Genomic DNA, 25,857 nt, shown 5'->3' with positions numbered 1-25,857 from the left:
TTTTTGGCTACTGAGCGTTTTTCATGCAAATTTATCTGTTTTGGGGGGAAGACGACTTTGCGATCGCGCAAGCAGTCACAAGTTTGCGCCAAACAGTCCTCGACCCCAACTGGGCTAGTTTTAACTATGACAAGATTATTGCCGATCGAGCTGACGCTGTGGTCGAAGGACTCGATCGAGCCTTAACGCCCCCCTTCGGTGCCGGCAGCCGTTTTGTCTGGCTGGCAAATACAACTGTCACCCAGCAGTGCTCTGCGGAACTGTTGGCCGAACTTGAACGGACGCTGCCGGTGATTCCCCCTACCACGGTGTTGCTGCTGACATCCGTCAAAAAACCCGACAGTCGGCTCAAATCTACTAAGTTACTCGCCAAGTCCGCCGAATTTCGAGAATTTTCACCGATTCCGCCTTGGAATGACAAGGAATTAGCCCAGCGGGTGCGCCAAGTCGCCGCCGAAATGAATGTCAAATTGACCGCCACGGCGATCGAACTTTTGGCCGCATCCATCGGCAGCGATACCCGTCAGCTATACAGCGAATTGGAAAAATTGCTGCTGTTTGCCGGCAACCGCAGCCAACCTCTCAACCCGGAAGAAGTCGCCGCACTGGTGCACTGTCACGCCCAGAATACCTTCCAGCTAGCCGATGCGATTCGCGAGGGCAATACCTCCTCGGCTTTGGAGTTATTGGCGGGCTTAACGGCACGCAGCGAGCCTGGTTTGAGGATTGTCGCTGGCTTGACTGGTAAGTTTCGGATTTGGCTGTGGGTCAAGGCGATGATCCAAGCGGGCGATCGCGATGATAAAATTGCTCAAGCTCTCGACCTCGGAAATCCGAAACGAGTATACTATTTTCGCCAAGAAGTCAAGAACGCCAGCTTAGAAAAACTGCAAAAAAGTTTGCCCTTGCTACTAGAGTTAGAAGCTTCTTTAAAGCGGGGCAGAGAAGAAGTTTTAACCCTGCAAACCAAAGTTATAGAACTTTCTAGCTTGTTTCGCTGACCAGAGACACCACAGCAGCAGTGAGCCGTCACTGTGAATTTTTACAACAAATTGCGATCGGATATATCCTTGATGTCCGATCGCGCCCAAAAAGCTCAATAGCTACAATAAATACTTTCAGAATGCCACAGTAGAAGTTAATCTGTTGACATACTCCCCACCCTAAAGGCATGGAATTCTGGATTAAAACAGCTTTCTTCAAGCACAGCTTGTCTGATCTTGCCGACCATCGTCGGTAGATGCCCCAACCTATTTGAGATTTTTTGGACTATAAAGTTGAGACCGGATTTTTACATCTCGGGAATCAACAATATATGATTCTATCATGAAAGCCGTCCTATAAGGACGGGGCTTGAGACCCAGTTTTTCGGTAAATAAATATTGTCCGCCGCCGAACGCCGATCGATTAATATTATTTGCCGGCTCTCCACCCCCCCCCCAAAAAAAAAGAGCGCTACCCATGACACAACAGAACCTGCGGGAACTTCTGAAGCAGGGCGATCCAAAAGCGATCGCATCTAGCATCAACCGTACACTCAAACCCCAAGGCATCAACGCCGACGTGACGCGGGACAACGGCTGCCTCCACATAATTCTGGAGTCAGACAAAGTACCGAGTCAAATGGCATTGGTCGATTTCATCCGCAGCGGGATGACGAAGTTGGGAGTCGAATCAATTCACACAGTCAAGGTTTACGGGCGTCGCACAGGTGACGGCTCGGCTGCGTGGGAAGATGAAGTCGATCTGATGCCCGCCGAGCCAGTGCTTTACGCCTCGGATACTGGAATGCCTGACGACTCTGTAGGTTTAGATGATGTCGAGCCCGAAGGCGGAGACTATTATCAAGAGGGAGAATTCGATCGAGATGACGAAGACGAAGACGAAGACGAAGACGAAGATATCGCCCCGCCTCCGAAAAAACAATTCCCTAAATGGGCAATACCTGTGGGTATCTTAGTGCCTCTCGGGGCGATCGCAGCGCTTTACTTGACTGGAAATTTCCCCTTCGGCGGCGGCTCAAACCCAGAACCCATTGCCCCCGTAACCTCTTCCCCCTCCCCCAAAGCCTCCAACGGCGCGTCTAAACCCGCCGCATCTGCATCTCCCGGCGCATCTGGGGGGGCCCCACAGGCAGCATCTCCTGCACCAAAAGCCGCGAGCACTGCTGCTGTACCCGCCAGCCCATCCCCGACATCTGGGGCGCCCAAAGCTGCACCAACATCTCCAGCACCCAAAGCTGCACCCGCATCTCCTGCGCCCAAGGCAGCTTCTCCTGCACCCAAAGCCGCTGCCCCCAAGCCAGACTCTTGGCGGGAAGCCGTTAACAACGCTCAGAAGGCAGCAATTTTAGCCCAGACGGCTCAGTCTCAAAATGAGTGGATTGCAGTAGCAAGCGAGTGGCAGAAAGCGGTTCAGCTTTTGAGAGCAGTGCCGTCAACTAGCCCGAACCATCAAAAGGCTCAGCAAAAAGTGGCAGAGTATCAGGCCAATCTGATTGTTGCCAACCGCAGGGCGGCGGCAGCGCCTTAAGAGTTTTGAGTTGAATACTCGATGTGCTAAAAAGTCAAAAGTAATCAAGTAAAAAGTAAAAAATCTTGTTTTTACTGAAAGCTTTCTTACTTTTGACTTTTTTTCAATTCTACTAAAAAATCCGCGCTTCATCGGAATTATAAATTGGAACTCTAGCCGAGTCTCAAAAAGATTCGCAGACGAATTTTGACAGGGAAAGCTGGCTCCTACAGGATTTCATCGTACATCCAGAAACCGGAGAATTGCTAGATGACTTTTATGACTTAAATTGGTGAATTTTATGAACTCAATTAATGACTTTATGAATAGACTTAAACACCGGCCTATTGAATAATGTTAGGTAAGATATCTCGCCCGCAGCCACGGCGCGACCCAACTTATGATACCAAAGCTAGATTGATAACTTATTAAATATTCCCTCAACCAATACCAGAAAGCTTTATGAATCGCCCAAATACTAAATTAATTCTCAGCATTAGCGCCACTCTCACACTCTTGTTTATCGGTGCTTTTGGCGTTAACACAGACGACAGCGCTAACACTTCCAAGACTCAGCAGAACTTTCAAGGATTGACAGTTAAACTTCTAGTTGGCAGCGCTTTGGGAGACTTTTGCCAACAAGCAGCCCAAAAATTCAATCAACAGCAACCCAAACTCGATAGCGGCACTGCTTACCAAATGAGCTGCTCGGAAAAAGGCAGCGGAGATGTAGTATAGCAGTTGACCTGGGACAGTGGACAGTTGACAGTTGCATAACCCGAATCAAATCATTGATGCAGTACGGGTATCGCCTCTATTCATGAAGTTATTTATGTCCTCACCGATGTGGCGGTTGCTATATCAAGCTCAGTTGATTTACAAAATGAATCAACTATTCCCAGGGCAAAAATATATTACCGGGTGGAAACAGTGGAATAGCACTCAAGGAAAAAATGAATCAACTATTCCCAGGGCAAAAATATATTACCGGGTGGAAACAGTGGAATAGCACTCAAGGAAAACCCGATCAAATTTATTACTTAAATCCGACGATTGAAACTGTTTCAACTGCTGCAATTGTCCGCCGTGGTGTGGATGGAGGGAAAGCACAAGCTGCGCGAAAATTTCTGGATTTTCTGGCTCAAAAACAGCAGCAAGAAATATTTGTCAAGTATGGATTTAGACCAATTATTAATAGCTGGGATTGAAAGTCTGTAGCATCCAGTCCTTGCAGTGAAAACATTCCTGGAGCAGAAGTAAGTCCCGCAGGACGATCGCGAGCAAGTCCCGATTCACAAATACTAGAGGAAGTCAAGCGCTTGTGGGTGAGGGCAAATTAGTATTGGGGCGGGGAAAGTCAACCGGGCGCACGGGAGGGGCTGTGCCGTTGGTCTTGGCTGTGGCAGAGTCTGCCTGGTAAACTTGGATACGATCGCGCCCCAGTCCTTTGGCTTGGTACAGCGCTCGATCGGCTGCGGCAATCAAAATCGAGGCGGCAGATTCCGCTGTAGGAACCATACTCGCTACGCCCAGACTCACAGTGACGTACTGGCTCACCTGAGAACCTGCGTGAGGAAGCTGCAAAGCTGCGATTTTGATCTGTATGTGTTCTGCTACCAGCACGGCGCATTGGATCGCGGTATTCGGCAAAATCACGGCAAATTCTTCGCCTCCGTAGCGAGCTACTAAATCGGCGGGGCGATCGACAGAAGAGCCGATCGCCCCGGCGACTTGCCGCAAACATTCGTCTCCGCCCGGATGTCCGTAGGTATCGTTATAACTTTTAAAAGAATCAATATCGCACAGAATTAGGGACATAGGCGTTTGTTCCCGCGTTTGTCTGCGCCACTCCATTTCTAAATACTGATCGAAGCGGCGGCGGTTTGCTAGCTGCGTGAGTTCGTCTAAAGTTGCCAACCGCTCTAACTTGAGGTTGGCTGCTTGCAACTGCTGGTAGAGTTCTGCTTGCTTGATGGCGATCGCCAACTGGGCGGCCAGATTCGACAGCAACTCGACTTCCAACTGCATCCACTGTCGGGGACTGCACTGGTGAGCCATCAACAGCCCCCACAACTCCTCCCCTTGCACTAAAGGCACTACTAAATAAGCTTTCACCTCAAATTGTGCGAGCAAGTCAATTTGATATTGCGGCAAATCGGCGGCCGAGACATCGGCGATCGGTCGGATCGCCCGATGTTGGTACGCTTCGATATAGAACTCGTCAAAACAAAAATTTTCCAGGGTTTCTCCCAGCATCGGCCGGCAGTTGGGTGCTACAGATTCCACTGTCACCGCCCCCGTCGCTGGTGCGGCGCAGAGACTGCCCGTACAGGGGTTGAAGCGGACGATCATCACTCGATCGGCCTGAAGAAACTGGCGTACTTCGTTGACAGTCGTGTTGAGCACTTCGCCCAAATCCAAAGACTGGCGGATGTGCTGAGTAATCGTCGCCATCAGCAGTTCCCGTTCGTTTTGCTGCCGCAGTGCCTCTTCTGCCCGCTTGTACTCGGTAATATCTTGGGCTGTGCCGAAAATTTGTTTGGGATCTCCTGAGGCTGTGCGGGCGAACACTTGATCGCGGCAGCGGAACCAGCGCCATTCGCCCGATCGGTGTTTGAGCCGGTAGTCCAACTCCAAAATATACCCATCTTCGGCCGAGGGAAATTTTTGGAAGTGTGCGGACACCCTTTCCAAATCTTCTGGATACACCAAACTGGAAAACAAAGCCGTTTCCATCTGTAAAATTTCTTCGGGAGTGTAGCCGAGCAAATTAAAAGCCTGACCGTTGACGTAGACGTTGCGCCGTTGGGTCAAGTCGTAGATGTAGAGCAAATAAGGCGCCGCGTCTGCAATCTGCTGGATGAAATGTTGGCTTTCGCGCAATTCTTCCTCCACCCGCTGGCGCACTTGCACTTCTTCCAAAGCTTGATCTCGCATTGTGCGGTAAGCTTGGATGCGGTGGGTGAGGTCGGTCACGTCTTGTATCACCAACAAAGCGTAAAACGATTGGTAGTTTGATGCCAGATAGCCGTAGGGCGAAATTGAAGCGCGAAAGTTTGAGGGGCTGCCAGCACCAACAGCTTCTCCTTGTCCCGCCATACCTTCTGGTTCCAACTCCATAGTCGATCGAACCAAGTCGGCAATATCCAGTTCTGCAACGCCCGGTGAGAGTGCAGGGACAGCCGTCACAGTAGTTTGCTGAATGCGCTGCTGGCCGTCTTGCCAAGTTGCCGGAATCAAGTGCTTGTGAATTTGAGAAGAAAAAATTGTTGGCGGGCCTCCTGCAAAGATTTGCTGGAAACGATTTGCGTACTTGAGCTGGCTCAGGTGAGGAAAATGAGTTGTGATTTTGGTTCCCAACATTTGGTCGCGGGGAATTTTCGTCCAGTCTTCGAGACAGGCATTCCAAAACAGCACCACAAAATCATCTCGCAACAGGCAGGCGCCGACTGGTACACTGTCGAGAATTCCAAACTTTTCCTCAATAGTTTTGCTCTCCTCGATCATAGACCCCCGGCAAGTTGATTGATCGCAGCCAACAAGGCGTCAAAGGAACTGACATTGAAAATGAGGATGATATCTCCTTCAATGTGAAGCTTTTCAATAATGAAACGGGTTTGGGCTAATAAAACCACTGTATCAGCAGCCAAACCGCCAGATGTCAGCAAAGTAGCGATCGTCCCTTCCGTGTAATTGGGAATTGAGTAGTTCAGTCGCTGCTGAAGTACGTTGCTGATTGCGCCCATGACCCCATTGATTACAATATTTCCCACTTCACTCAGCGTACCAATTTTGACTGAATCCAGGTCGTGAGTTCCAACTTCTTCCCCAGTGAGCATGGTTACGAGGGTGGCTGCGCTGTTCGTGGGAAATACTAGCTGGGCAATGCCTCCAAAGGAACCGGTGAATTTGAGCTGGACGGCGGCGATTTGTTCGCCGTTGAGGTGCTGCTCTAATTCTTCTTGCACGTCGGCGGGAGACAGGATTTGGAGGTAGGGGATTTGCAAGCGAATGGGAGATTCGATCATGTCGTTCAAAATCCCTGCTGCTTGACCGATCCCGATGTTGACGAGTTCCTGCAAAGCATCGAGCTGTCGAGCGGTCAATTTCATGGGGCGCTCTCCTCGCTGGCACTGAGAGCTTTATTGATCCACCCGATCAGTTCGTCTGAGTTGGGCATTTTGTGTATGACTGCCAGGGCTCCGAGTTCCATGCACTCGGATTTGGTGGTGGATTGAATGTCTGCGGTAATTACGATGACTGGAATTTTATATCCTCGATCGCGCATAGCTTGCAAGACTTCCCGACCTTCCATTTCCGGCATCAGCAGATCTAAGAGCATACAGTTTGGGGTTTTAGTGGTCAGCAGTTCTAGAGCTTCCGGGCCGCTCGATGCTTCCCAAGTCTCGTATCCTTCTGCTCGCAGGATTTTGCAGATTACCCTGCGAGTCAACCACGAATCTTCGACAACGAGAATTGATGTCACTATGTTCTCCTCCTTCAATTGTTTAGGACCAACCGGCGTTGCAGGTACTGCTTCGATCTTGACAGTAGTTTAAACTGCTGGGACGGTATGCGCGAGAGTTCCAACGGAATTCCTGTTCTTAAAAACTAACGCATTAAGGTGTTCGATAGTTTACTATCTTGGCCTATGAGAAGAAAAAACCCAGTTTCGGAATGAAACCAGGTTTGCGGGAACTGCAAGTGATCGTAACACCGGCGCTCAATTATAGATTACCAAACGCTTCCTCAGGGACTCTACTCGCTGTTTGGCTGTGGCATTGTCTGGATCGCAGACGAGAGCTTGTTCGTATATTTCCAAGGCTTGAGCGGTTAATTTCTTGCGCTCGTAGGCATGACCCAGATTGTTGAGAGATGTAACGTATTCGGGCTGCAACTTCAGGGCTTCTTTGTACTGGCGGATCGCGATGTCGTACTGTTCTTGGCCGAAGTGTGCAAAACCGAGGGCGTTGTAAAGAACAGCTAGATCTTCTTCGCCTTCTAAGTCTTTGGTTTTCAGGGCTTTTTGAAATAGTACGATCGCCTGGGAGTAAAGTTTCTTGTCTACGTAGATACTTCCCAATTCGTAGTATTCCTCTACAGTTCCTTTTTCTGTAGTCAGCTTATTTTCTAAGCGTTCCAGAGACATTTCCAGCTTCCGAGTTGTGAGAATCTGGCGCACAATAAACCAGGAACTGCTGCCTAGTATAATCAGCAGAACTGATATGTAAATAATCAGCAATTTAGTATCCATGTTTTTTTAAATTAGGTAGGTCTGTGGAAGGTTTTATTTATTTTAATACACTAGCAATCGTTGAGATTTGCCTCTGCCACTGTATAAAAAACACCGAAATGGCGAGCGACTAGCCCGATCGCGATTTCTGAAAAAGCAAGAACCCAGAAGTAAGAACAAAGAAGGAAATTAGTCTCACTCTCCTAAATTTATCAGGAGTTTTCCTTCTCTGGCAGATAGCTAAATCTTTCTTACTTCTGCTTTCTTCCTTATCAAGACCGATCGAGCTTTCACGCTCCGGCTCGATTAGCCATTTCCACGACTTTACCGAATGTTGCCGGGTCAATGATTGCCATTTGTGCCAGCATTTTGCGGTTGATTTCGATGTTGGCTTTTTTCATGTTGCCGATCAGTCTGCTGTAGCTCGTGCCGTGTTGGCGCGATGCGGCATTGATCCGAGCAATCCACAGGCGGCGGAAATCGCGTTTCCGTTTTTTGCGATCGCGATAACCGTTACGCAGGGCTTGCATCACCCGTTGGTTAGCTGTGCGGAACTGTTTGGACTGTGCGCCTCGGAAACCCTTAGCTAATTTGAGAATTTTTTTGCGGCGCGCTCTGGCGACATTACCGCGTTTTACCCGTGTCATCGTTGATTACCGTTAAACTTTACAAGTATGGAAGCATTAACCGCACGTTACCGTCGTTGGTTTCGTCAATGACGACCAATTTAGACAAGCGGCTTTTGCGAGCTGAACTTTTGTGAGATAGCAAGTGGCTTTTGTAAGCTTTGCGGCGCACAATTTTACCGGTGCCGGTCGCTCTAAAGCGCTTTGCGGCTGCTTTGCGAGTTTTGAGTTTTGGCATGGACTGGTGTTATTTGGACACAAGCTTCAACGGTATCACGTTTGTGCTACTTTGTGCAAGGGAGATTTGCGGCTTGGGATTTGGGGAGTTGGGGAGAGGCGCAGTTGGGCAGAGAATTTGACGATTTTTTGTATTTAACGGGGCTTGAGATTACTTAACGCGACGCTGCTCTCGGTACAAGCGGAGTGCGTGAGATCCGGCAGGAGTTGCCTGCAATTCTCTAATTACTGATGCCATCTCGATCGGCAATTCCTCAATCTTAGCCACGAAAACCGGGTGTTCCGCAGGCTGCAAAACGGCAGCAGCTAGCGCGGCAAAAGTCAAGTCAGCCGCCGATAATTTATCGCCCGCTAAATACGGGCGATCGTCTGCTAACCTTTGATTCACTGTCTCGAAAACTTGCCGAATCCCTTGCAGCGAAATGGCGGCTGACTCTGCTGTAATATTGTAGACTTGTCGCACTTTGGCGCTAATAAACGGAAAAGCTATTTCAAATCCAACTTGCTCAAACAGGGGCGTCCCCTTGCACCAAGCTTTTCGCATTGTTTTGCGATCGCTCAATCGATAAAAATATACCCAATTACGAATATCTACCCCCAATCTCGCATCAAATAACTCTTCCATTTCTTCGACTTCTCGGTGCAATTCTGGTTCTTCTGGATATAAGCGAAAACCTGATGAATTTATTGTATCGAGATAATGCAAAATATCTGTTGAATCGGTAAAATTGCCAGATTTAGTAACTAAAACAGGAACGCTGCTGCCTCCGTATTTGCGGGTAGCCGAGCTGTGAAAAGCTGGTACGTGTTTTTCTTCAATGTACGGAATTTTTAGCAAGTCTAGCGCCCAGCGAACTTTTTCGCAGTAGTGGCTAATCGGAATAGTGATGAGGCGGAGTCGATCGGAATTGGCAACTGTTGGGCGATTCATGGGGTTATCTGCATATTTTGACATGAATTTGTCCTTAATTTTCGTGATGGTGAATTTGGCTGTCGCATTTTTGAGACCGAACGGTCTGTTTTTCTACAAAAAAAATTGCTCTGATGCTAAAGTTGATTGTCGATATAGTCGTGCAAGTGAGCAATCGCTCTTTTGATGTGAATCGCATCTCCGTAAAGTTTGCTCATCATTATCGCCCCCTCCAACGTTGAAATCACAATAGTTGCGATTGCATCAGCTTCGACATTTTCTCGCACCTCACCTTTAGCGATTCCTTTGTCAACAATTTTGCAAATTAAAGTGCGCCAACCATCCATTGCTATTTGCGCCCGCTGGCGTAAAGCTGGATGAGCGTCATCGCTTTCAACTGCTGTGTTTAACAGGGGACAGCCGCCCGGGATTGGAGGATTTTCGGCAAAGTTGCTAAATACAAATATCATAGCTTTTAGCCGATCGACCGCATTCTTTTTTCCTTTCAAAGCCCCGATATATTGTTGGCGCATACATTCGGCGGCAAAGTCAAAGGCTTGCAAGGCTAGCTCATCTTTGCTGTGGAAGTGGTTGTAAATTCCTCCTTTTTGCAAGCCTGTAACGCGCATGATGTCAGACATAGAAGAACCGGAGTAGCCGTACTGATTGAACAGTGCTGCGGCTTCCCTGAGAATTTTTTCTCTGGTTTCTTGAGCTTTTGACATTTTGAGCGATACCAAGAGACCTATCGGTCTTTTTTGAAGAATAGCAGAGTTAACGATGAATTGCAAGGGGCGATCGCAAATTCATAAAACTTATATTATGCCCTGTTAATGACCCAGAGTCAAATTGGTTTGATCGTTCGGACTTTAGTCCGCATCCATCAAAGGACTAAACTCCTCATTACAAACGAATATAGTCGTTCTCTGCGGCCATGATATTACACCACAAGTGGAAATTTTTACGTTTAATATCAAAAAAAATAGGCTAGCCATATTTCACAGCGCCTATCTCAATCAATTTTATGATGGTTCACCGCAACGCCGTCTTACCTCAGCTTTTGACCTGGTATTTTACCAGGTGGGCACCGTTGGCTCGGACTTAAAGTTTCTGGGTACAAGCCCAGTTTACTGCTGTCCAAACATCTTGATTCCCGAGAGTTAAGAGTTATAGATCAAAAAAACATTATTGGCAGTCACCAACGTCGCAGTAGAACCTTTATTTAATATACAGCAACTAACTAGATTTTGGCAAGCTTTGAGCAATTTAACTTGCATACCAGATGGATTCTACGGTTTGAGCGATCGCACTAGCGGACTTTCCCCCAATTCCCCCCAATTCCCCGTCCAACACAACAGTAACGTGACCGAGTTTGCGGCCGGGACGCGATTCTTTCTTACCATACCAATGTACAAAAGCGCCGCTGATTTGTGCCAGTTCTTTTCGTTTCTCTAAATAATCGGACTCAGCCGACTCGTAGCCGAGCAAATTTACCATCACAGCACCTGCACATTTCAGATCGCAATTGCCTAAAGGCAGTTGACAAACTGCGCGCAAATGCTGTTCAAATTGTGAAGTTTCGCAAGCATCGATTGTAAAATGTCCCGAGTTGTGAGTGCGGGGTGCAATTTCATTGACTAACAGCTTATTGTCGCTGGTTAAAAATAATTCAATGCCGAATATGCCGACAGCTTCTAAGCTATTGAGGAGAGTATGGGCGATCGCACAAGCTGCCGTTTTCACATCTAAACTAATATCCGCAGGTGCGATCGCCAAGCGGCAAACCTGATGAAGCTGTTGAGTTTCCACGATCGGGTAAATCGCAATGGAGCCAGTTGCCGATCGAGCTGCAATCACAGCCAACTCGCGATCGAACGGCACCAACTCTTCCACCAGCAAAGACTGGCCTGCTAGCTTAGCACTAATTGACTCAAAACTCTCGCGATCCTTGACAATAAAAGTACCTTGGCCGTCATAACCGTGGCGGCGAACTTTGACCACAAACGGAAAGTCGATCGGCAAATCCGCGCTGCAATCCCATGCCCAAAACCTCGGAGTAGGCAAACCCAAACCTTTTAAATAACAGCGCTGCACGTACTTATCCAACAACGGAGAAAGCGACGACAAACTCGGCTGAAATAACACACCTTGCTGTTCTAATGTCCGCAAACCATCCAAATCCACAAACTCATTTTCAAAAGTAATAACATCACAGCCATCCGCCAAATGAGCCGTAGCCAAAACATCATCAACAGCCGCCAAAACAGCACCAGCAGCAACAGAAACAGCCGGGTCAGTAGCATTAGGAGTTTGCACTACCAATTCAATACCCAGCGCGCTAGCAGCATCCCCCATCATCGAAGCTAGCTGGCCGCCACCGACAACGCCCACCCGCTTAAATTTTGCAGACGAACTCGCAGCGGTTTGATTTGATTTCATGTGAGTAAAATTCATGGTGTCAACTTTCCTATTTTATCGCGATTTGTACCCGGATGAATTAGATTAATTGAACAGTTAAAAGCCAGAAAAGAGTTTTAATTGCATGATTTTTTCGAGGCAGAACCTAAAAAAAATGGGCGGCGAAAGTCTTTAATTATTGCACGAACCCAGCAGTAGGGAAACAGCGGTTGAGCCGCAGCCCTCCAGAAAAGTGCCACATCTAGCAATTCCGTAGCGCCAAGCATGGCATAATTGACAGCACTGCAAAAAGCAGATAGACAGGTGCAAACACTGAAAATCAGACCTTCAGGGAACAAAAGTTATAGGTGAGGATGCTGTGAAAGTTTTGGTTGTGGGGAACGGAGGTCGCGAACACGCGATCGCAAAAAAACTGCTAGAATCTACGCGGATTAAACAAGTATTCTGCGTACCGGGCAACGGCGGCACAGCTACCACCAAAGGCTGTCAAAATCTGTCGCTCAACATCGACGACTTCCAAGGCATCGAACGCTTTGTGATGGTCAACAACATCGGATTAGTGATAGTCGGCCCCGAACTGCCCCTATCGCTAGGCATCGTTGACTACTTCCAACAGAAAAAACTGATGATTTTTGGCCCCACCAAAGCCGGCGCCCAAATTGAATCCAGCAAATCCTGGGCCAAAGAATTGATGCTCTCTTCAGGCATCCCAACACCCAAAGCTGCCGTATTCACAGGCGCAGAAGCAGCTAAAGCCTACGTTGTGGAGCAAGGAATCCCCATCGTCATTAAAGCAGACGGACTCGCCTCAGGCAAAGGAGTCACCGTTGCCACCACCGTCAAAATGGCTCACAGCGCCATCAATACCATTTTCCGAGGCGAATTCGGTACTGACAACATCCGAGTCGTCGTTGAAGAATATGTAACGGGTCAAGAAGTCTCCATTCTCGCCCTCACCGACGGTATCACAGTAGAACCGCTGCTGCCGGCCCAAGACCATAAAGCGATCGGTGAAGGCGACCAGGGAGCCAACACGGGCGGTATGGGAGCCTACGCCCCAGCGCCAATTGTCACCCCAGAACTCATGGAAAGAATTCAAGCGGAAATTCTCGAACCTACCCTCGCAGCGCTGCAAAAACGTAACATCGACTATCGGGGCGTCCTCTACGCAGGTTTAATGATTACGCCGGAAGGAGAACCCAAAGTCTTAGAATTCAACTGTCGCTTTGGAGATCCCGAAACTCAAGCGGTTTTGTCCCTCTTGGAAACTCCCCTAGAAGATTTGGTGCTCGCTTGCTGTCAGCAGCGTCTCGGTGAATATTCCAACATTCGCTGGAAGTCGGGGGCTTCTGTTTGCGTAGTTTTGGCTTCTGGGGGCTATCCTGGAAGTTACCAAAAAGGCAAAGTTATTACAGGTATCGAGGAAGCTGAAGCCAAAGGGGCAGAAGTGTTTCACGCCGGCACCCAGTTGAAGCAGCAGCAGTTGGTGAGCGACGGCGGCCGGGTTTTGGGCGTCACTGCGACGGGAGAAACTTTGGAACAGGCTATTTCCAAAGCTTACGCAGCAGTTGATTGCATCCAATTTGAAGGGGTTTACTGCCGCCGCGACATCGGCCGTCGAGCTTTGGGCGATAAAAATTAGGAATTGCGCGCTCGGCCGCCATCCGAAAGCCAAGCAATCTCAGTGTAGAAATGTAACAATGAAGTTTGGTATCAGATGCGGTGGCGGTAGCTTCCAAGTCGCAGCAGAAAATTCGATCGACCACAAACTCAATTAAGTAAATCCACTTAATTAAACGTAAAATACGGATCGCTAAAAAGATTGCTGTGTATATCTTCTTTACTTTTACCTCCTTGCCCGATCGCTAATGACCAATGACCAATGACCAATGACGGAAAGCGAGCGGGGACGCTCGCACTACCAATGCCCAATGCCCAATGCCCCATGCCCCATGCCCCAATGCCCAATGACTTAATCTTGCTTTTAATATTGAACTGGTGAACTGGTGAAATGCTGGCCATACTAAACAAAATCGGAGAAATTATTGCCCGCTGGTGGTCGGATTTTACCCTCCAGACTCGCCTGATGGCCGGTGCTACCCTCGTAGTTTCGTTAATTATGAGCGGCCTAACATTCTGGGCCGTGAATACTATCCAGCAAGACGCCCGACTTAACGATACTCGCTACGGCCGCGACCTCGGCCTGTTGTTGGCGGCAAATGTGGCGCCGCTGATTGCGAAAAACGATCGCTCTGAAGTCGCCCGTTTTTCCCGCCAATTTTACAGCAGCACCACCAGCGTCCGCTATATGCTGTACGCCGACGATGCAGGGGATATTTTTCTGGGGATACCTTTCTCTGAATCCGAGGTGCGAACTTCCCTAACACTGCGCCGCCAAATTAAACTCCCGGATAATTTTATCGCCGACATTGAGGCGAGAAATTTGACTTCTTTGCCTTTGGTGCGGCAGCATTTGACGCCAGATGGAGAAGTTACTGACGTATTTGTGCCACTAATTCACGAAGACAAATATTTGGGGGTGCTGGCGATCGGCATTAACCCAAATCCCGCAGCAGTGATCTCTTCAAATCTGACTAGGGATGTCACTTTAGCAGTATTTGTCACCATTTGGGTGATGGTTATTTTGGGCGCTGTATTTAATGCCCTGACAATTACTTACCCCATTAAACAATTAGTCTTTGGGGTCAAAAATATCGCAGGCGGAAATTTCAAGCAGCGAGTTGACCTGCCTTTAGGGGGAGAATTGGGCGAGTTGATTGGCAGTTTTAACGAGATGGCCCAGAAACTCGAAAGTTATGAAGAACAAAATATTGAAGAGTTGACAGCCGAAAAAGCGAAGTTAGAAACTTTGGTTTCAACTATTGCTGACGGAGCTCTGTTGCTGGACGCAAATTTGCAGGTGATGTTAGTCAACCCCACAGGCCAACGGATTTTTGGCTGGGAAGGTAAAAATGCGATAGGAGTCAACCTCCTACAGATTTTACCTGCGGAAGTGCAGCGGGATTTAGCAAGACCGCTGCAAGAAATAGCAGCAGGCGATCGCGAAGGCGGCGAATTTCGCATTTCTCTGAGCGAACCAGTCAACCGCACAATTCGGATTCTGCTAACCACAGTAATTCTCCACAAAGCCCCAGGCGCCGAACCGCTGTGCAAAAGCTGCATCCGCGATGAGGAAAATACCTGCACCGAGTCACAGCGCCCGATCGCGATCGAGTGTACTTTCTACGAGCAAACCTCGAAGCATCAAGGTTCTGGACAGTACCGCGAAAGTCTCAAAGGCATTGCCATGACAGTGCAAGACATCACTCGCGAAGTAGAACTAAATGAGGCTAAAAGCAATTTTATCAGCAATGTTTCTCACGAATTAAGAACACCTTTATTTAATATCAAATCTTTTATTGAAACTCTCTACGAATACGGAGAAGACCTTCAAGAAAGCGAGCGCCGGGAATTCCTAGAAATTGCCAATCGAGAAACCGATCGTCTCACCCGTTTAGTCAACGACGTGTTAGACTTATCGCGCCTGGAATCCTGCCGAGTTTATCAATTAGACGCAGTTGACCTGCCGCAAGCAGTAGAACAAACCCTGCGGACTTATCAGTTAAATGCCAAGGATAAAGGCATCCAATTAGAGCAAGACGTTGACCCATATTTGCCGCCCGCTTTGGGTCATTACGACTTACTGCTGCAAGTATTCGGGAATTTAGTAGGAAACGCCTTAAAATTCACTGAGTACGGCGGCAAGGTGGCAATTCGAGCGTATTTGCTAGAGTCGCAGGCGCCCGCCCGCAAAGAAGGCGTTTCCGGGAACCACAACTTGTCACCGAATTCCAGCCATTTTCCGGTAGTGCGGATCGAAATTTCTGATACTGGGATTGGCATAGATCTCGAAGACCAACAAGCAATTTTCGATCGCTTTTTCCGGGTAGAAAACCGAGTACACACTCTGGAAGGAACGGGATTAGGTCTCTCTATTGTCAGAAACATTATTGACAAGCACCACACTAAAATTAATTTAGTTAGCGAAGTTAATGTTGGTACCACTTTCTGGTTTGACTTACCAGTTTATCAGCCCAAACAAGCACTAGAGATGGAAAATGCTTGGCCGCTAGAAGCACAGGTGGAAAGTGAAACAATTTCGAGTCATGTTAACTAAACAGAACTTACCCACAGCCTTCCACATCTAGCCTATTGTAGGGGCAATCTCCCGTGGTTGCTCCTATTCATAGGATCGTTGCCTAAGTTCTGGTAAATTAACCAAATTCAAATTTTCACAGGTTTTGCCGTTAGCGAAGCCCTCGCAGAGGATCGCACTGTAAGATCCCAAGCTTATTCAGCTATCCTTGGAGTTCAGACCCGCAGTCAAGGCGATCGCACTCAAATCTCCCGATCGCTCTGCCTGAAAAAATACTGAAATCATCAGTGTTGATTATCCTTAGCTGTCGTATCTAAGCTCAATCTTACCGATAAAACTACATACCAACACCAATAAGTACCAATCGCCAATAATCCCCCCTCAGTCAAATTAGTCATTAGCATAAATGTTAATAGATACAAAGGCAAAGCTGACTCGGGAAAACTTTCTTTAATCAGATACTTTATACCTCTAAATATATTATTTAAAAGTGAGAAAAAAAACAACAACAATCCGCCCCAACCCAGTTCGCAAAGTATATCAATAAAACCATTGTGGGAGTGTGGTGGTACAAAACCGGATTTAACATCTATAATTCCGTAAGCTGGGTCTTCTAAGCCCCGCCAAGATTGCCAAAATCCTGACATTCCATAACCAAATATAGGATTCTGATGATTAATCCTATCAATAATTAAAGGCCAAAAGTTTGTCCGACCCGTTAAAGTCATATCTTTTTTCAAACCATCCACAACAATAGCCTCTAAATTATTTAACACCAGAATACCAATACATATACTGCCCACCAAAAACAAGAGAAAGCAGAGAAAAGCCCATTTTACAGGTAATTTTTTCAAGAGGGACAAATAAACCCAAAAACTGATTAATATCACCGTCAGAATTCTACTAGCACCGCTACAACCTTTTTGCAATCCTATTAAAGCTATGAGAGTTATAAATAATGAAAAATATCTATATTTCTTTTCCTTAACCGCATATAAAATCCATAAAGAAGCAGTGTTAGCCATTTGAAAAGAAAAAGGATTTTTATGGCTCAAAATTCCCGTCCAACAGCCGTCCGGAGATGGATTTGTTTTCACGACTCCCCACAAAGCCAATAAACAACTAAGCCATCTCAACAACCCATAAATTTCTACCCAACTATATTGTTTTCCTACATAGATAGAAACCAGCGTGATTCCCCAGAGAGTCAAAACAGCCCGAAAACTATGTTCGGGAGTTTGTGACCACAAGGGAGATAAAGTCATCATCAACAAAAACAAACAAAAAAAACAGTCTCCTACAATCCATTTTATAGCTACATTAACTAAATTTCTGGTAGTTTTACTTAACCGAGGAATTAAAATCAACATCATGCCGGAATAAATGGCAAGTTGACCGATAATAGTTGGCGCTGTAGTTTCTAAGTTCATGAAAATGCTAGGATGGAGTTTCTGAAAAATCGTGGGTGTGACTCCAGAGCTACTCGTGATAGTAAAAAAAAGTATGCCTACAAAAATTTTTTCTAATCTGGCAGCAAATTTTTGATGGCGGGCGACTAAAATATAAACAGTCACAAAGGCGATCGCCACGACACACAAAAGCATAAAAGCAAACATCGGAACCCTTAAAATCTCTTTCATCGCTTTACCTCCAACCTCAAATTTGTTACTACCTATGAAATGATTAACCTTTTCTGCTTTACACTGGCTACAGCCAAAGCTTGTGTTGCGTTTCCTACCCTCAAACCAACCGCGCTCAGCCCCACTTCTGCACAACAAGCATTAAAACAGACTAGGATCTAGCTCACTCAGTCGAGTTCCCCCCAATAAGCATTAATACTGACTGCGATCTTGGTGGTGGAGATAAGATTAGAATTATTGAGATCTACGATCTCTCACAGCGTAGTGGGGAGTATCAAGTTTCCGCTGGGGGACTATCAACCTGAGGCAATATTTGCCAAATAAGATAAGTAGATCTGCTGCAAAATAAGTAGGTAAACGCCAATAAATCTTACGGATTGTAACAAAATGTGTATTGCTCTCACCACCGAAAGCGAATTACTGAGTTACCCTCGCAAGGAATATATATATATATTCCCACTCATCTACTTACATTGCTAGTCAAAAGCAAGTGAAACGTTAGCAACCGCTTTCTATGATGAAAGCAATCGCTTTAATTCTGACAACTTTACATTCTGTTACTTAGGCAAGGCTTATTTACGCCTACCGACTTACCTCTCAAGATACTATACTACAAGAAGGAATATCATCTCGATCCCGACATCGACCGCGATCGACCCAAGATAAGTTTATGTTCTAGCTACTTCTAGCTTTGCAGAGAGCGAATATGCCAGTGAGTGTTATCGGAAAAATCAATAATCCGGGGGGTTCAAATTACTTCCTAATACTACTTAAATCCAGCAATTATCAGTGTTCGTGGTTTCAAACCAAGTCGCGCTATATGATAAAGTTGTTGAAGCGATCGGGCAGACTTCTAATGGCACTAGCTCCCGCTTCCCAGTACCAGTTAATTTGAATCAAGGAATCGCTCGATGCTCAAAGCAACCCAGTTATTCAAGTTAATGATATATTTATCGGGGCAGGATCGAGGAATCCTGTCGGGACAGACAAGATTAACACTGCTCTGACAGTAGTGAATAATCGGATTGGTGGAATTATCGTTCATCCCAAATTCCGATAGCAATTCAAACTTTCAAAAAATAGGAAATTAAATCACACTTGTCTTATGGATAAAAAATACTTTCCTTTCCAAAAAAATGAGATAAATGGTCACTATGTGTCTGGATCTTCCGCTAATTACTTAGCTAGTTCCCCAGAAGAGGATGACCAAGTTCTTGATGTGAATTGGGTACTGGCTGTACTCAAACGTCGCGCTCTGGTGATGGTCGCAGTAACTGCAACCCTGGCTGCTATGACTGGTAGTTTAATTCTCTTGAATGCCAAAAAAACTATTTCTGAGTACGAAGGAAGATTTACTGTTTTAGTAGAACCCGTTACCTCTGACGATCAACTACTAAAGCTCTTTGTCCAAGCTCAAAATAATAGTTTAGGTCTCCTTGAATTGAGCAAAATTAAATCGTCTGCTCAAGATAATTACTCGGTGGACTATCAAAGTTTAACGCGGCTTTTGAAAAGCCCGGAAGTGCTAGCACCATTGTTTAACAGATTGCGAACAAAATATCCAAAGTTAGATTATAATCAACTTTATAACCAATTGAATATTCAGCGTATTAGTTTCGTACAAGATGGTAAGGAGGCGGGGACTAAACTATTGGAAATTAGTTATCGCGATCGAGACTCTATCCGTATCAAAGATGTACTGGAAGAAACCTTAAAGTATTACATTGAATATATGCGCCAAGAACGCTTGGCCGTTAACAATCAAGGTATGGAATTTATCAACAAACAAATCCCAGAACTTCAGGAAAAAGTTGATAAATTGCAAAATGAATTACAAATATTAAGAACCAAATATAATTTTAATCAACCAGAAGTTGGCAGTCGCCTTTTATCAGATCAGATAAATAACTTGGCGAATCTTCTCGTAGAAGTAGAATCACAAGTAGCACAAAATAGGCGGCTGTATGAAACGTACAATCAACGCTCAACAATGGGTGATAATCGTTGGATTGTTGAAATCAGTCCTAAGTCTTATGAAAGTTTAATGGGAAAAGTAAATGACATAGAGTCGCAAGTTGCTTTAAGCTCTACTCAATTTTATGAAGATAGCCTTCCCATTAAATCTTTGCGGAAAAAGCAGCAAAGTCTGCGCGATTTAATGCAAAGAGAAGCTAAATCTGTTTTGTTTCAGATGAAAGCACAAATACAACAGTTGGAATCTCGCCAGCGGGTGCTAACTAACAACCAAAAATCACTGAAAGACAAACTAATTCAAATGCCGCAGGCTCAACGTCGCTATGACGAGATACAATTAGAACTAGACATAGCTAAAGAAAATCTTAAACTGTTCCTAGGTAAACAAAAAACTTTACAGCTAGACAGCGGTCAAATTAATAACTCTTGGAAAGTTATAGCTAAACCAGAGTTAGTTAGAGACGACAATGGTGCTCCCAATGTAGTCAAACCAAAACCAACCAAGCGCCATTTAGCTATAGCGATCGTTATTAGCAGTTTACTCGGAATTGCGATCGGTTTCCTAGTAGAAGTTTTAAATACTGTTTTCCATACTCCTGAAGAAATTAGATCGGCAACTAAATGCCCGCTGTTGGGAGTAATACCGATCGCCAAAGCCATCAAAATTAAATCTCGAAGAAGGGAAATTGTTCCTGCTAAATTCACTAGCGTCAGTTCAACGACTAACAGTGGTAGTTTAAGACGAATAATAGTGTCAAATGACAAAGATTTTCCTTTAGTAGAAGCCTTTCACTATTTATACACAAATATTCAGTTATTAAGTGCTGACCAACCGATAAGTTCTTTAACCATTACTTCGACGGTTAAAGGTGAGGGTAAATCCACTGTAGCAGTTTATTTAGCCAAAACTGCTTCTGCTGTGGGGAAACGAGTATTATTAGTGGATGCTAATATGCGTTCTCCGCAAATACACACATACTTTAACCTATCAAATATTAGAGGTTTAAGTAATACTTTGACTTCTGATTTAAGTTTAAATGAGGCTATTCAGCAAGTGCCCGACGATGACAATCTTTTTGTGCTGACTGCGGGTTCTATCCCCCCCGATCCAATTAAATTACTTTCTTCCCGAAAGATGCACTATTTAATGGAACAATTCCTAACTTTATTTGATTTAGTGATTTACGATACGCCACCTTTGATTGGTTTAGCTGACGGTCATTTGCTAGCTTCTCAAACTAATGGTACAGTGCTGATAGTAAAAATAGAAACAACCAATCGGGGCATGGTAAGCAAAGCCTTAGATCAACTAAACATAGCCGATTTTAAAGTATTTGGAGTAGTAGCTAATGGGGTTAAAGGACGATAAAATGGAGTTAGATAGCCGCGGCCAGAAATAATATTATTTTCGAGGTGAGATTTTCCCGAGAAAATAGACTTCTTGCATAAATCTTTTATTGATAAGCCAACCGCAGATGCAAGGCAGATAAACACAGATAAACGCAGATAATTTCCTGAATAGTTTCCGACTTTTGCAAGAAGTCTAATGACTTAGGAACAAAAATTTAATAATTTAAACCACGACTACAGTCCTCTCTCCTATAATCTGGGAAGTAAAAGGAGGCAGAGCCTCCGGATCTGCGTTACCAGGCTCTTCCTGGTAACAAGTGGAATTATTTTTTGAGAATGGTATAAGAAATCGATGTAAAGTGCCAGATAAGTAAAGGAATCTAATTTAACTTAAAACGATCGGGCTGTGAGAACCCCGACTGCTGAAAGAAGTTGGGGTTCTAATTATATCAAGACTTAAGCAAGAGTCTTTCTAGCGCGTTCCGATCGCTCTTCTGCGGTATCCATGACATCCGCCATTTTATCCACCATTTCCCCTGGATAATTTTCCAGTACCCGAGTAGAAAGCGAAATTCGGCCCCGACTTTCATCGAGGTCAACTACCACGGCTTTCAGGGGTTGGCCAGGGGCAAAAACTTGTCCAAGGTTCTCAATATATTTTTGGCTGACTTGCTTGATGTGCAGCAAACCGCTAACTCCTTCCAAGTCCACAAACACGCCAAAAGGCTTAATGCTGCTGACTTTTCCTTCCACCAACTGACCGATTTGCAACTGAGTGAAGGCATTCGATTGAGTAGCCATCCGCTGGGAAAGTACGAGTTTTTCTCGTTCGCGATCGACCTCCAAGAAATTCACGGTCAAAGATTGACCGATTAGCGATTCCATGTTATCGCGTTCGGCTAAGTGCGATCGGGGAATAAAACCGCGCATTCCCTGAACATCCACCGTCACGCCGCCCTTATTCGCCCCAGAAACCCGCACCTGAAGCGCTTTACCAGTTTCCTGCAATTCAACTAAATCTTCCCAAGCTTGCTGAATTTGTAACTGTTTGAGAGACAGAGTAACTTGGCCGTCTGCATCTTGTTCGCGGATAATTAAAAATTCCTGTTCCTCGTCTAGCGGAACCACTTCCGACAAATCCGTTACCGTTCTCAAAGCAGCCTCTTCGATCGGCAAAAAAGCCGAAGACTTGCCGCCGATATCAACATACGCGCCATTTGAGTCATACTCGAACACTTTGCCGCGCACTACTTGTCCCTTCTGGAACTCGTAATTGTGCTGTTCGAGGGCTTTAGCAAAATCGTCCATTGAAAAGGATGGTTTTGCGCTTTGAGAACCTGTAGATTTGGAATTCATGTCAGTTTATTTGTCAGTTGTCAGTAATTTAGTAGTCAGTTGACAGTTGTCAGTTGTCAGTTGTCAGTTGACAGTTGTCAGTTGTCAGTTGTCAGTTGTCATCTGTTGAAGGAAGAAGGAAGATGTTCCGCCACTCTCCCCCTCTACCATCTTCCACTCTCTAAGCTGGTTGAAGTTCCTGTTGAAATAGCTGCTTCACCTGCACCCACGAGTCGGCTGCTGCGGTAGCGTCGTAACTGCCGCGATGGTCGCAGAAGAATCCATGATCGGCATTGTAACGGAAAATTCGGTGAGGAATTCTGTGTTTTTGCAATTCGGCAGCGATTTGGTCAACTTGATCTGAGGGAATGCTGGAGTCTTGAGTGCCGAAAAAGGCGTAGAGAGTGCCTTTAATGTCGGCTGTGCGGGCGATCGTCGGAGTTGGGCCCCCGGGGCTGTTCGTAGCGATACCGGCGCCGTAGAACGAAGCTGTAGCCTTGATTTCGGGCAAAGTAGCGGCGAGGTAGGCGACGTGTCCGCCAAAGCAGAAACCGATGCAGCCAAAACCTTGCTGTTGGACAGATGGTAAGGTTTTGAGGTAATCGATGGCGGCTTGGATGTCGCTCAGGAGTTGGGATGCGGTAGTTTGTTCTTTGTATTCTTTACCGATTTTGATGGATTCGGGTGTGTAGCCGGTTTCAAAGCCGGGGGCTTGGCGCTGATAAATGGCTGGGGCGATCGCCACATATCCTTCCTTTGCTATCCTGTCAGTAACCTCGCGGATGTGCGAGTTGACGCCAAAGATTTCTTGAATCACGATAACTGCGGGAAATTGCCCTGCTGCGGAGGGTTGGGCTAGGTAAGCGGCGATTTGCAAATCTCCGTTGGGAATTGTGACGTTAGCTGTGCGAATTTCTGAGTTAGTCATAGTGAGTTTTCAGGTAGATGTCGCTCTATAGATTTTAACTTGAACGATCGCATTTTTAGGCGATTTGCAAATAGGGTTTTTACGAACTGCGAAGGCGCGTTAGCGAAGAGGCGCAAAGGTGGAGAAGGGAAAGTTAGTGCATTATTGAACATTGAGATATTCGCGGATGTTTTTGAGAATTTTTCTTTGCTTTTTTGAACGGTTGTAACTGCGGGCTAGCAGCCGATCGCCCGATGCCATTACAACAAAAATATCATAATGTGTGTAACCTTCATCGGCTGATTCTCCTTCTGTCAAGATAATAGAAGAATGGCTGCGGAAAATTAATTGCGCTTTGGTTTATTTGAGGATCTTCATATTATGGAGGATACAAACTTAAGAGCGATAGACCGAACATGATATTATCAAGTTAAATAGGTATCAGCTTGACAATAGATTGCATTTACAACTCATCGATCGTCACCAATCCGCCTTCTGTAAACTGAATAACAAGTTCTTGATCATCTAGCAAAGCAGTTCCAATCAAAGGTCGTCTTCCTGTCGCAATTACAAGGACTTCTCGCTCTTCACCATCCCAAAGGACAATCGCCTCGTAAAGTGATAACAACACTTCACTGTTATCTGCCAAATTTGCGGGAATGTCGTGTCTGAAGGTTAACCCCATCAATGAAACTGCTTCTAGAGGAAGGCACAATTCCCCTGTGAAGCCTGTATCTATGACAAACTCAATAGGGATACTTGAGCCATTCGGCAACAAGAATGTCAGCGCGACAGTTGCATGTCTATCCGTCACAATCCCAGAAATCACTTGTAGACTAGCTCCACGACACCACCAAATGATACAGCAACGTTATAGCCAATGCGAATACCAAAGAGTCTGGCGTTTGGATGCTTCTTACTGAGGTTACGTGATGCTTGCAATCCAGTTTTATCGACTTCATAGTCACCTGTCTCAATGTCAATGATGACCATATTGCCAATGTTATCTTCCACTTCCACCTGCTGGCGGATGACGCTTTCGTAAAGTTGCCTTGCACGTCGCGCAACTTCTTCACGGCTTAAAAGAATCGCCTGCATACTTTGACTCCCAATCGCTACGCTACTTTTTTGGACTTCTCTATTATACTTTACGAATCAATAGGATGGCAATGCTCACCTAGTCATTTCAAAATACACAACGAAATTAGTAAGTTTCATGGTTTTGATTTTAAATCAGATATCCCTAAGCAACTTTCGTTGCAGAAAGAATGATATTAACGAAGCACAAGAGGTTTATATTATCTGCTCCACTGTGTTGTGAGACTGCATTTCAATCGACGGGGGCTCTGACCATGTTTCTTCCCAACCACGATTGATTTCAATACAACTCTCTGCATCTTATATCGGAAGATGAGAGTTTATAATTTTGGTTGCATTTGTGATAGTGGTGACGCGATTTGCAGATTTATCTGGAAAAGTTGATACAGTTACAATCCTGGCATAATAGTCTCGAAATCTTTTTCTGTAGCACAGTAGTAGTCCCTGTACAGGGATAGTTTTTATCTGCTGCCAACTCCAACTTCCCCAGTTAATAGTGATCAGGTGACGTTTATTTATATTTTGTGCTTCGGGGACAATTTGCGTCCAAATCAGTCCTACATAATCTCTAGGATCTATGTATTGAACTTGCACACCTACAATCCTCTGTGTATCTCCTAATGATGGTTGATCTGCGATTTCCTTCCAACATAAATCTAAAGCCTTGCAACAAGCTTCAAAGGTAGACGTTTTAATAGAAACACCTTTCAGAAACCGCTTCCAAGTAGTTATAGAAATGCCATTTATAACCAAACACGAAATTTCTGCTTCTAAAATTTCGATTTTCCAATCCAAGTAATCATCCCAATTCCTGCTTGAATTTACATCCAAATGCTTAGAAGCTAGAATCAGCCACCTGGGATCAGTTGCGATCCAACCTCTAGTTTTGATTGCACATTTAATTTGTTTCATTCCACACTCAGAAGCTTTGGAGCTACGCATAATCTATTGATTTAAGTTTGTCAAGTATCATTTTTGCAGAACACCCTGTTTAAAAGTGACCCTAGATGCAACTACCGCTAGATAGTTAAGGTATTCATGTAAAGAAGCAGTATGCTTTTTTCTCACACAGTTACCTTATTGACAAGGAGCAATTGGTCATGAGTAATCCAGGATGGGAAGACGATCTTTTCGGTGGTCGCGATAAAGTGTACATTGACAAAAATAGGAATGAAGTTCATTTGTCTCAGGACTCAGATGCCCGTGCAAAAAATGATGCTATCGGAAAAGGAGAGTATCCACATTACACGGGCAATTGGGAAGGCGATAGCTCCTGGCACTATTCTCAAGATAGCAAAACGCACGACTCCATCAACTCTTACGGTGAAGACGAAGATTCGGACTCTGAACCTAATGGAGAGAACACCACCGCTCCCTTGTTCTAGATATTAGTGTTATACCAGAAAAGGTGGGTTATGCCCGCCTTTTTTAATTGGCTCTCCGGTACTTATGATGATAAACT

24 protein-coding genes and 1 other RNA gene are annotated in these 25,857 nt (G+C 45.5%); 8 read left to right on the top strand and 17 right to left on the bottom strand.

Annotation, left to right across the window (positions count from 1 at the left end):
• The first annotated feature begins 23 nt into the window (after window positions 1-23).
• The 4 genes from holA (at window position 24) to QUB68_RS12640 (ending at window position 3,719) form a co-directional block, all read left to right on the top strand.
• The gene (gene holA, locus QUB68_RS12655) at window positions 24-1,001 is read left to right on the top strand and encodes a DNA polymerase III subunit delta (protein WP_332992776.1); all 978 of its coding nucleotides are present in this window, start codon (window positions 24-26) and stop codon (window positions 999-1,001) included.
• Between the two features lie 460 nt (window positions 1,002-1,461).
• On the top strand, window positions 1,462-2,532 hold the full coding sequence (locus QUB68_RS12650; RefSeq protein WP_332992774.1) for a hypothetical protein: 1,071 nt from the start codon (window positions 1,462-1,464) through the stop codon (window positions 2,530-2,532).
• Between the two features lie 441 nt (window positions 2,533-2,973).
• Window positions 2,974-3,249 (top strand): hypothetical protein, encoded by a 276-nt coding sequence (locus tag QUB68_RS12645; RefSeq protein ID WP_332992772.1) that lies wholly within the window; start codon window positions 2,974-2,976, stop codon window positions 3,247-3,249.
• 215 nt (window positions 3,250-3,464) lie between these two features.
• Entirely contained in the window at window positions 3,465-3,719 is a 255-nt protein-coding gene (locus tag QUB68_RS12640; protein ID WP_332992770.1) for a substrate-binding domain-containing protein, read from the top strand.
• A gap of 103 nt (window positions 3,720-3,822) precedes the next feature.
• On the opposite strand, the gene QUB68_RS12635 is transcribed toward QUB68_RS12640, so the two are convergent.
• The 10 genes from QUB68_RS12635 to QUB68_RS12590 form a co-directional block, all read right to left on the bottom strand.
• On the bottom strand, window positions 3,823-6,018 hold the full coding sequence (locus tag QUB68_RS12635; RefSeq protein WP_332992769.1) for a sensor domain-containing diguanylate cyclase: 2,196 nt from the start codon (window positions 6,016-6,018) through the stop codon (window positions 3,823-3,825).
• Window positions 6,015-6,623 (bottom strand): chemotaxis protein CheC, encoded by a 609-nt coding sequence (locus QUB68_RS12630; RefSeq protein ID WP_332992768.1) that lies wholly within the window; start codon window positions 6,621-6,623, stop codon window positions 6,015-6,017. The genes QUB68_RS12635 and QUB68_RS12630 overlap by 4 nt, the downstream gene beginning before the upstream one ends.
• Window positions 6,620-6,997 carry a response regulator gene (locus tag QUB68_RS12625; protein ID WP_332992766.1) on the bottom strand — a complete coding sequence of 126 codons (378 nt, stop codon included), beginning with the start codon at window positions 6,995-6,997 and terminating at the stop codon, window positions 6,620-6,622. The genes QUB68_RS12630 and QUB68_RS12625 overlap by 4 nt, the downstream gene beginning before the upstream one ends.
• 237 nt (window positions 6,998-7,234) lie before the next feature.
• Complete coding sequence (locus QUB68_RS12620) at window positions 7,235-7,765, bottom strand: tetratricopeptide repeat protein (protein ID WP_332992764.1); 531 nt, start codon at window positions 7,763-7,765, stop codon at window positions 7,235-7,237.
• Between the two features lie 269 nt (window positions 7,766-8,034).
• Window positions 8,035-8,391 (bottom strand): 50S ribosomal protein L20, encoded by a 357-nt coding sequence (gene rplT, locus QUB68_RS12615; protein WP_006634165.1) that lies wholly within the window; start codon window positions 8,389-8,391, stop codon window positions 8,035-8,037.
• Window positions 8,392-8,410: 19 nt separating this feature from the next.
• The gene (rpmI, locus tag QUB68_RS12610) at window positions 8,411-8,608 is read right to left on the bottom strand and encodes a 50S ribosomal protein L35 (protein ID WP_332992762.1); all 198 of its coding nucleotides are present in this window, start codon (window positions 8,606-8,608) and stop codon (window positions 8,411-8,413) included.
• Window positions 8,609-8,758: 150 nt separating this feature from the next.
• Complete coding sequence (locus tag QUB68_RS12605) at window positions 8,759-9,562, bottom strand: glutathione S-transferase family protein (protein ID WP_332992760.1); 804 nt, start codon at window positions 9,560-9,562, stop codon at window positions 8,759-8,761.
• Between the two features lie 92 nt (window positions 9,563-9,654).
• Window positions 9,655-10,242, bottom strand: coding sequence for a TetR/AcrR family transcriptional regulator (locus tag QUB68_RS12600; RefSeq protein ID WP_332992758.1), 588 nt, complete (start codon window positions 10,240-10,242; stop codon window positions 9,655-9,657).
• A gap of 303 nt (window positions 10,243-10,545) precedes the next feature.
• A non-coding RNA gene (ssrS, locus tag QUB68_RS12595) (6S RNA) lies at window positions 10,546-10,733 on the bottom strand.
• Window positions 10,734-10,783: 50 nt separating this feature from the next.
• Window positions 10,784-11,971, bottom strand: coding sequence for a 5-(carboxyamino)imidazole ribonucleotide synthase (locus QUB68_RS12590; RefSeq protein ID WP_442923077.1), 1,188 nt, complete (start codon window positions 11,969-11,971; stop codon window positions 10,784-10,786).
• A 322-nt stretch (window positions 11,972-12,293) separates the two neighbouring features.
• Between QUB68_RS12590 and purD the strand changes: the two genes are divergently transcribed.
• Both purD and QUB68_RS12580 read left to right on the top strand, forming a co-directional pair.
• Window positions 12,294-13,577 (top strand): phosphoribosylamine--glycine ligase, encoded by a 1,284-nt coding sequence (gene purD, locus QUB68_RS12585; RefSeq protein WP_332992756.1) that lies wholly within the window; start codon window positions 12,294-12,296, stop codon window positions 13,575-13,577.
• 369 nt (window positions 13,578-13,946) lie between these two features.
• Window positions 13,947-16,112, top strand: a complete 2,166-nt coding sequence (locus QUB68_RS12580; RefSeq protein WP_332992754.1) for an ATP-binding protein — start codon at window positions 13,947-13,949, stop codon at window positions 16,110-16,112.
• Window positions 16,113-16,375: 263 nt separating this feature from the next.
• Here the strand turns inward: QUB68_RS12580 and QUB68_RS12575 are convergent, their stop codons facing one another.
• Window positions 16,376-17,731, bottom strand: coding sequence for an O-antigen ligase family protein (locus QUB68_RS12575; protein ID WP_332992753.1), 1,356 nt, complete (start codon window positions 17,729-17,731; stop codon window positions 16,376-16,378).
• A gap of 1,105 nt (window positions 17,732-18,836) precedes the next feature.
• Between QUB68_RS12575 and QUB68_RS12570 the strand changes: the two genes are divergently transcribed.
• A complete protein-coding gene (locus tag QUB68_RS12570; RefSeq protein ID WP_332992750.1) occupies window positions 18,837-21,074 on the top strand; it encodes a GumC family protein in 2,238 nt (745 codons plus the stop codon).
• A 437-nt stretch (window positions 21,075-21,511) separates the two neighbouring features.
• On the opposite strand, the gene QUB68_RS12565 is transcribed toward QUB68_RS12570, so the two are convergent.
• The 6 genes from QUB68_RS12565 to QUB68_RS12540 all read right to left on the bottom strand — a co-directional run bounded on the left by QUB68_RS12565 (window position 21,512) and on the right by QUB68_RS12540 (window position 25,307).
• A complete protein-coding gene (locus QUB68_RS12565; protein ID WP_332992749.1) occupies window positions 21,512-22,411 on the bottom strand; it encodes a S1 RNA-binding domain-containing protein in 900 nt (299 codons plus the stop codon).
• 160 nt (window positions 22,412-22,571) lie between these two features.
• A complete protein-coding gene (locus QUB68_RS12560; RefSeq protein WP_332992748.1) occupies window positions 22,572-23,318 on the bottom strand; it encodes a dienelactone hydrolase family protein in 747 nt (248 codons plus the stop codon).
• Between the two features lie 141 nt (window positions 23,319-23,459).
• Complete coding sequence (locus QUB68_RS12555; protein ID WP_332992747.1) at window positions 23,460-23,615, bottom strand: hypothetical protein; 156 nt, start codon at window positions 23,613-23,615, stop codon at window positions 23,460-23,462.
• Between the two features lie 145 nt (window positions 23,616-23,760).
• Complete coding sequence (locus QUB68_RS12550; protein WP_332992745.1) at window positions 23,761-24,111, bottom strand: clan AA aspartic protease; 351 nt, start codon at window positions 24,109-24,111, stop codon at window positions 23,761-23,763.
• Window positions 24,112-24,122: 11 nt separating this feature from the next.
• Entirely contained in the window at window positions 24,123-24,395 is a 273-nt protein-coding gene (locus QUB68_RS12545; RefSeq protein WP_332992744.1) for a hypothetical protein, read from the bottom strand.
• 300 nt (window positions 24,396-24,695) lie between these two features.
• Entirely contained in the window at window positions 24,696-25,307 is a 612-nt protein-coding gene (locus QUB68_RS12540) for a hypothetical protein (RefSeq protein WP_332992742.1), read from the bottom strand.
• Between the two features lie 188 nt (window positions 25,308-25,495).
• Between QUB68_RS12540 and QUB68_RS12535 the strand changes: the two genes are divergently transcribed.
• Entirely contained in the window at window positions 25,496-25,780 is a 285-nt protein-coding gene (locus tag QUB68_RS12535; RefSeq protein WP_332992740.1) for a hypothetical protein, read from the top strand.
• Window positions 25,781-25,857: the final 77 nt, after the last annotated feature.

The organism is Microcoleus sp. A006_D1 (assembly GCF_036702805.1).
Taxonomy (GTDB): Bacteria; Cyanobacteriota; Cyanobacteriia; order Cyanobacteriales; family Microcoleaceae; genus Microcoleus.
This window is presented reverse-complemented; position numbering and strand designations above follow the sequence as displayed.